This is a genomic window from uncultured Planktosalinus sp., assembly GCF_963973675.1.
Lineage (GTDB): Bacteria > Bacteroidota > Bacteroidia > Flavobacteriales > Flavobacteriaceae > Planktosalinus.
On the sequence record NZ_CAXBAN010000087.1, the window covers coordinates 1 to 8,251 of the forward strand.

Here is an 8,251-nt window from a genome sequence, read left to right on the forward strand (position 1 = left end):
TTACAGTGATCCTCCCATCTTGCGACATCCTTTTTTGGGATATATCAAGTCCTGCTTGTATTTTAATCTGGTTGATTAATTGGGGATATTCTGCGAGTGGTATCCTGTATTGTTCTTTTAATTTTCCATCCAGTCTATAACGTACCCTGCAATGTTTTTCATAAGGCTCGAGATGTATATCACTACTATTAAACCCTCGTGCTGTTTTTAATAATTGTTCAAGAAAGTCAGCGGTGCTTAGGTCTTCATTCTGACTAGTTGATTGCCTATAGTTGTATGTCAGGTAAGAATCAATATTTTCCTTAGAATCCGGGACTAATTTTGAATTGTAGTTCAACACTACACCCAATTCATCTTGTAGTTTTTTTAAATTTTTTGTATCTGTTTTAAAAGCAACAGTAGAATCATCCTTTTCAAAAGGGATTATCCTGTAGTGGAATGCTTGATTCGAGGTTATCAATTGTTTTAGAACTATAGGTATTTCAAATTGATCCATTTTAAATAGAGTAAATTGTGTTATAGAAGCCAAACCAATGAATACTATATACACTTATAAGAAATAATGACATGCCACCCGCTAATGGAATATTTTTAAAATTCCCTGAAGAAAAATTTTTAAGTAGAAAATGAATGATCATCGTGAAAATAATTGAAAAGAAGAAAAAGTTAAGAAATGTTATTGTTGGAAAGGACACTGCAAATCCAAGAAAAAATAATATATCTCCAAGACCCATTACTTCTGAAGTAAAGTTTTTTTTCACTACTAGTTTAGCATAAAGAAAACAAAGCAGGATTATAAATCCTATAAAAATTAGATTGAGAAGTATGTTGTAAAAAAAAACTTCTGCAACTGTTGACACATAATATAAAAAGCCAGCAAGAACCATGAAAAAAGGAAACAATATGATCCATACCATACGTTCTTTAAAATCCTGGAATGCAATAATTGCAAGCACAGCCAACAAAAAAAGTTTTACGGCAATGATCATTAATCTTTTACAATTTCAATAGGATTTCCATTTTCATCAATTTCCCACACATTATAAACACCGTTGCCGTTGAAATCCACTACAGCTTCTGCTCTGACTTTAAATTCATTCATGTCGGCGCTGATAATTTCATACCTATAATTCGCAGTACCTCCTTTGTCAACGGTAAGTGGGGCTTCAAAGTTAATTTCATTAAAATCGAAGGAATATTTTGAGTGAATGTACCTGTGTTGAGTTTGTAAGTTTGAGATGTATTTTAACTGGATTTTAGCTTCTTGGGCCTTTGTTTGTGAAATTAAAGGCATAAATAAAGGAAGTGCAAGTAATAAAAGTATTCCTATTATGGCCAATACCATAAGCATTTCATTGAGTGTAAAAGCACTGATTTTCTTCATCAAAAAAAATGTTAAAAATATTAAACACAAAGTTATGAAAATATTGATAATAGTATTTTATTTGTGGAGTAAACTTTCAAACTTTCCAATAATGGTAAATATTTGCCAATTAGATTATTCTCGAATAATGAAAAATTTTCAATTTTTTCTCTTATTTTTTCTATCAACAATAGGTTCAAAGAATAAATCATCAATTTTAAAAAATATGAAGCTAATTCTCATTTCATTCCTTCTGTTTCCTTGTTATTTATTAGTGGGCCAAATCACCTATACAGATGATAATGTCTTTTATGATATTCTACCCGGAGATAATTTTTTTTCAACTCCTGATGTAACGGCTTTTCAGAAACATAATATGTTACCTGTAAATCTTTATACTGGTAGGGTCAATATTGACTTACCTCTTTATTCTGTAACAGACGGAAATATTAATGTTCCAATTAGTATCTCCTATAACTCTGGAGGAGTGAAGGTAGATGACATTGCATCCAACGTTGGACTTGGTTGGAACTTAAACGCATCAGGGAGTGTTGTGCGCATCATTAAAGATATTGATGATCATGAGATGGGATACGCCACTTTTGGTGAAATAGATTGGGACTATGGTGTCATAAATTATTATTACCCTTCGATAAAAGGATATTTTAGGGATTATGATGACTTTATACAAACTGGACCAACTGGACATAGCCTATATCAAGGTTATGAGCTTATGGCTAAAGAAGATGCCGCACCAGATTTATTTATGGCAAATGCGCCTGGGTTTTCTTCCAAATTTATTCTTGAGAAAGTGACAAATGGTTTTGATATTTTACCCATTGATGGTTCGGGTGTTATTAGTGAATCGCTTATAACCCGCACCAGTGACGGCACACAGAGTTTGGGATTTACTTTTGGAGAGCTTGGGTTTACAAATGGGTTTTGCGGTATTCCTTCAACTGAAAACTGGTTGGATATGAGAGGATACACTGATTATAAAGAATTTAAGCTAATTAACACTAATGGGTTAAAGTATCGTTTCTCACTAAAGGACATTTACGAAACCATGCCGAGAAGATGGACTTATGGATGTTTTACTGGGGGTAACACGATGTTTCGATCACATAAAATTGATGTTTCGGCTTGGCATTTAACCTCCATAGCTGATCCTTCGACTAATGCCTATGTGTCATTTGACTATGAGCAGTATTCAAAACCTACCATTCAATATCAAAAATCAATTATCGAAACGTCCTTAATTCATGATGCGGATCCTGAATCAACAGATCCGGTATTTGGACACATTCCTTTATTTAATAGCTATTTCAATAGCAGTAACAACCAATTGGATGAAAAATTTTTCAAGTCTCAATTGAACTATCTAAAACAAACTAAGGCCAATCGATTGACAAAAATAAACTTCAGTGGAGGCGAAGTTGAATTTATTTACAATCATATCAGGCAGGATACTAACGAAGAAAAGGCTTTGACAGAAATACGAGTTAAGGATGAATTTGATAATGTTGTTACTAAGTTTGTTTTTCACTATTCTTATTTTCTTTCAAAAGAGGGATGTAATGAGCCTCGATGCAAACGACTTAAGCTTAATAAGGTTGAGCAAATAGGAAACGATGGGGGTTCTTTCGACCTATATAGTTTTGAATATGATTATACGAATCCACTTCCGAAGGTGCACTCGCTGCAGCAAGATTTCTTGGGGTACTACAACAATAATGGAGTAGTAACACCAGACTACGAGTCGGTAATATCCAAGAAGCCAACATTATATTATCATAAAGATAAAGGGAAGAATTCAATCTTGCCTTTTCAGTTAGCAGGGGGTTTTACTAAAACAATTTCTGGAGATTTCTCATTACAATCAAATAATTTCTCGCTCTCCGGTCTTCTCACTAAAGTAGAATATGCAACTAAAGGGAAGAGTGAGTTTGAATATGAGACTCACACTTTTAATTTGTTAGGAAATCAGTACATCGCAGGAGGTGCTCGAATTAAGAAACAGAAGTTAACAGATGGACAAGGTGATTTAAAGGTATTTGACTACGAATATTTGGACGATCAGAACAATCCATCCGGATATATTAATAAGATGCCGGTGTATGGTTACCCTCTAGCTTGGGATCAAGATAAACCAAGCAATAATGTTTCTTTTGTCGTTTATGATAAGAATCGAACAGCATTAGAGATTACTAATGGTAGTTTTGTGGGATATTCTCAGGTGAAAGAAATTCAACAAGGGGCGGGTTACAAAGTACATAAATACTTTTCTCCTCAACATTTCCCCAATGAAGATGAGGTTTATCAAAGTGGAGGTTGTGCCTGTGCGTATAATCCTTCACTTGCTGCTGCGGGTTTAAATTTTCTTCGAAATAATAGTGCATTCCCTTCATCCCATTATGTAGATAATGATATTTTACGAGGAATGCCCTCACAATTGAAAGTTTATAATCAGTCGGACAATCTCTTACAGAAAATTGATTTCACATATCTACGTGATATTTTTAATACGATAAACTTTACCTACAGAGATAAAATAAGTACCTACGGTGGAATGGATGGAACTTCCCCTGAGTATCAGTGGGAGTTGTATCATACCTCAAAATTGAATATAGAAAGAAAGCTTTTGATTGAAGAAGAACAAACAGACTACTATGGCTCACAATCCAAAACCATATCTAAAACTTATGATTATGACTCATCAAGGCCTCTACTAATAGAACAAAAATTGGTAGATGAGAATCTAATTGAACTAAAAACAAATTTCTTCTATCCTGATGATTCGGAGGTGAGTAATCTGCCCTACATGTCCAATTTACGTAGCCAGAATCGTTACACTGAAAGAATAAAAGAAAAAAAATTTCGGGATAATCTCCTTTTATACACCGGATTAAAAGGTTATGCTCATTTTGGAAATGGACTTTTTGACACAAAAACAAGTTTAAACTCCAAGGGCGCATTCACTCCAGAAGAGCGTCAAATTATTGATCAACGAGATGGATCTGGAAATATAAAAGAGTATCACAATAAAGATGGTATTTATTATTCAATCCTTTGGGGGTATAATAATATGTATCCTGTTGCTCTTATTAAGAACAAACGATACGACGATTTACCACAGACACTAGTCTATCAGATATTATCGCTCACCAATGTGGAAGATGAACCAGGGTTGATTTCTAGACTACAAGAATTGAGGGATCATCCAACAATGACAGATGTTGAGATAGTTACTTATACCTATCGAAGGCTTATTGGTATTAATACGATTACCGATGAGCGGGGTTATACAACCTATTACGAGTACGATGAGTTTAATCGTTTAAAACACGTTAAAGACAGAGAAGGCAACATCCTTTCCCAGTACCAATACAACTATAAAAACAACTAAATCCAAAACACTTTAATCGAAATAAAAATGAAGAAATTAATACCCCTCTTGTTGTTTTTGCCGCTCAGTGTTTTTACTCAAACCACCACAGAAAACTATATCAAAAACACCATTTATAAGATACCCACCCAAAACAGCATCACCAACCCCAGCGCTGCGCAAGCAAATATAAATATTCAATATTTTGACGGTCTAGGTCGCCCCAAACAACAAATTGCCCACAAACAATCTGCCACCGGAAAAGACATCGTCACCCATTTTGAATATGACGACCTGGGCAGACAAACCAATGAGTTTTTACCTTATGCCACCTCCAATACCTCTCTTAATTTTAGAACCACTGCTGCTAGTAATGTATATGTTTTTTACAATACCCCATATTATGAAAACACCACCAACCCATACAGCGAAACCTTTTTTGAAGCCTCACCCCTCAACCGCACCATGAAAATAGGTGCCCCAGGCAATACCTGGAAAGGCAATCCAAACAACAACAACGACAAAACCATCAAGTTTGAATACAAAACCAATACTACAAATGAGGTAAAACGCTTTACTGCCACCACCCACCCAACCACCTTTGAACCCACTTTTTCAAGTCAAGGCACTTATGCCCCTAACCAGCTGTTTGTTACCATCACCAAAGATGAAAACTGGACACAAGGCAATATGCATACCACCCGTGAATACAAAGACAAACTGGGCAGGGTAGTTTTAAAACGCACTTATGGGGATTCACAAGCAAGAACCATTGACCCCAATACCGTGACGCCACATGACACTTATTATGTTCATGATGAGTATGGCAACCTCACTTATGTGTTGCCCCCGCTGCTTGACAAAAACAATGTAACCCAAGCAGTACTCGATGATCTGGGGTATCAATACCAATATGACCACCGCAATAGGCTGGTAGAAAAAAAACTGCCAGGTAAAGACCGGGAATATATCGTTTATGATAAGTTAGACAGACCTGTTCTTTCCCAAGACAAAAACCTAAGGGATCAAGGAAAATGGTTATTTACTAAGTATGACGTTTTTGGTAGAGTGGCTTATACAGGAATTTTTAATTCACCTAATTCCAGACTTGCATTACAGTCTACCCTTGATTCACAAAATACCCTATTTGAAATCCGTGAAACTTCTCCGATTACTATAAATGGAACAAATCTTTATTATTCCAATCTATCATTTCCAAATAATAATATAGATGTTTTTACAGTAAATTATTATGACACTTATGTTGATCACGCAGGCCTTACATTGCCTGCCTCTACTTTTGGTGTTAACAGGACACAAAACACACAAGGTCTTCCTACGGTTAATAAAGTCAGGGCTTTAGGAACATCTGATTGGATAACTACCTTAAGTACTTATGATGAAAATGGGAGGATGATTTATACTGATTCAAAAAATGAGCATTTAGACTCAAGAGATATCACAAGGTTAAAATTGGATTTTACAGGCAAAGTCGAAGAGACTCTTACTAGCCATATAAAAACTGGAAACACTACGATTAATATTCGTGATTATTATCATTATGATCATTCTAACAGATTAAAAACCCACAAACAAAAAATTGACAATGAGCCTGTACAACTCATTAATGAAAATTTTTATGATGAGCTAGGGCAGCTTCACAGAAAAGATGTTGGTGGTGAAACAGTGCTAGATGGTTATACTGACATAGTGAATATAGATGTTACTTTTGATGGAAGCATAACCCATGGTTCCAATGACTGGTACTGGCCTTCTCGATTAAAAACCAAAGGAACTATAGTTGAAGATGGAGGTATCTCGTTTAAACTTGTTGGCAATAACAACCACGTAAGAGTTGGTTTATTAAAACCTCAAAATAGCAATTCTTCAAATGACTACCTGGATTATGGGTTTTACCTTCAGTACATTAGTTCAACCAATACATATAGGGTTAACATAATAAACAACGGGAGCCTTCAAAGTACATCTTATACCTATTCTCCTGGCAATACTTTTAAAGTAGAAAGGCTAAATAATCAAGTGAACTATTTTAGAAATGGAAGTCTCATTTCAACAGTATCTTATGTTGGTAATGAAGAAACGCTAACAGGTAAGGTTGCCTTTTCAGGACCAGGAGGAAGTATAGAAAATGTTTTTCTTTATGGCCCCAATATTAATAAAAAACTTCAAAATGTAAACTACAAATACAATGTTAGAGGTTGGTTGACAGATATCAACAATATTGAAACTTTTGGGCTAGGAAAAAGTACAGATTTATTTCATTTTAAGATAAATTACAATAACCCTATAGTGGGTAGCGCGGGTAATCCAGGATTAGCAAAACCTTTGTTTAACGGAAACATAACGCAAACCACATGGAGGACAGCAAACCAGGATACCCAAAAAAGGTCATATGGGTATAAATATGATTGGTTAAACAGGTTAAAAGCGGCTTACAGCAGAAAGGGGAGCGATTTAAATACCGAGGATTTTCATTCAGTCAACGATGTAAACTATGATTTAAATGGAAATATCACATCTTTGTCAAGGGATGGCTTTATTGAAGGGGTCAATTTTCCTTTGACTTGGGACGACTTATTTTATTCTTATCAAGGAAACCAGTTAGTTTCTGTGACTGATTTTAGTAATAATGAAGCAGGATATAGTGGTAAACCTGATCCAAACTCACCTTTAAGAACGGCTGAATATACTTATGATGCAAACGGGAATTTAAAATCAGACACCGGTAAAAATATTGTGAATATTAGTTATAACCATTTAAATTTACCTGTTACTATTACCATTTTGGATGAAAATCAACAAGGTGGATATATCTCCTATGTTTATGATGCTACCGGTGTGAAACTTTCCAAAACTTTTACCCCTACTGGTATAAACCCTAATGGCATAGAAACTCAATATGCAGGCAATTTTATTTATGAAAAATCAATTACCGGTGAGGTTACTCTTCATTTTTTTGGACAGCCCGAGGGGTACGTAATTCCAGTAGAAGGGAGTGACCGTTCAGTAAAAGGTTTTGACGCAGGATCAGGAACTACTACATACTCAAGCTACAGTTATGTCTTTCAATACAAAGACCATTTGGGCAATGTGCGACTGTCCTACTCGGACAGTGATTTAAACGGGACTATCGACCCAACGACCGAGATTTTAAGCGAGTCGAACTACTATCCATTCGGATTATTGCAAAAAGGCTACAACAATGTAGTAAGTTCAAACGCAAATTCTACCGCAGAGAAGTATAAATTCGGCGGTAAAGAACTGCAAAGCGAGTTCGGTGTTGAAATGTATGATTTTGGGGCGAGGAATTATGACCCTGCTCTTGGTAGGTGGATGAACATTGACCCCTTAGCAGAGCAGATGAGAAGGCATAGCCCGTATAATTATGCTTTTGATAATCCCGTTTATTTTATCGACCCGGACGGGATGATGCCTTTTGGAAGTAATTGTGATGGTTGTCCTCCCCTTGAGAGGGCTAAAAA

The 8,251-nt window shown here is 35.5% G+C and carries 4 protein-coding genes; 2 read left to right on the forward strand and 2 right to left on the reverse strand.

The annotated features are described in order from the left end of the window. Window positions 1-496, reverse strand: a 496-nt coding sequence (locus AACY61_RS04965) for an ATPase, T2SS/T4P/T4SS family (RefSeq protein WP_339610482.1), incomplete at its 3' end; no start/stop codon positions are given. A gap of 492 nt (window positions 497-988) precedes the next feature. Continuing rightward, a complete protein-coding gene (locus AACY61_RS04970) occupies window positions 989-1,384 on the reverse strand; it encodes a prepilin-type N-terminal cleavage/methylation domain-containing protein (protein WP_339610483.1) in 396 nt (131 codons plus the stop codon). Window positions 1,385-1,589: 205 nt separating this feature from the next. On the opposite strand from AACY61_RS04970, the gene AACY61_RS04975 reads away from it, so the two are divergent. Beyond that, the gene (locus AACY61_RS04975) at window positions 1,590-4,769 is read left to right on the forward strand and encodes an RHS repeat domain-containing protein (RefSeq protein WP_339610484.1); all 3,180 of its coding nucleotides are present in this window, start codon (window positions 1,590-1,592) and stop codon (window positions 4,767-4,769) included. A gap of 27 nt (window positions 4,770-4,796) precedes the next feature. Then, window positions 4,797-8,251, forward strand: a 3,455-nt coding sequence (locus tag AACY61_RS04980) for a DUF6443 domain-containing protein (protein WP_339610485.1), incomplete at its 3' end; no start/stop codon positions are given.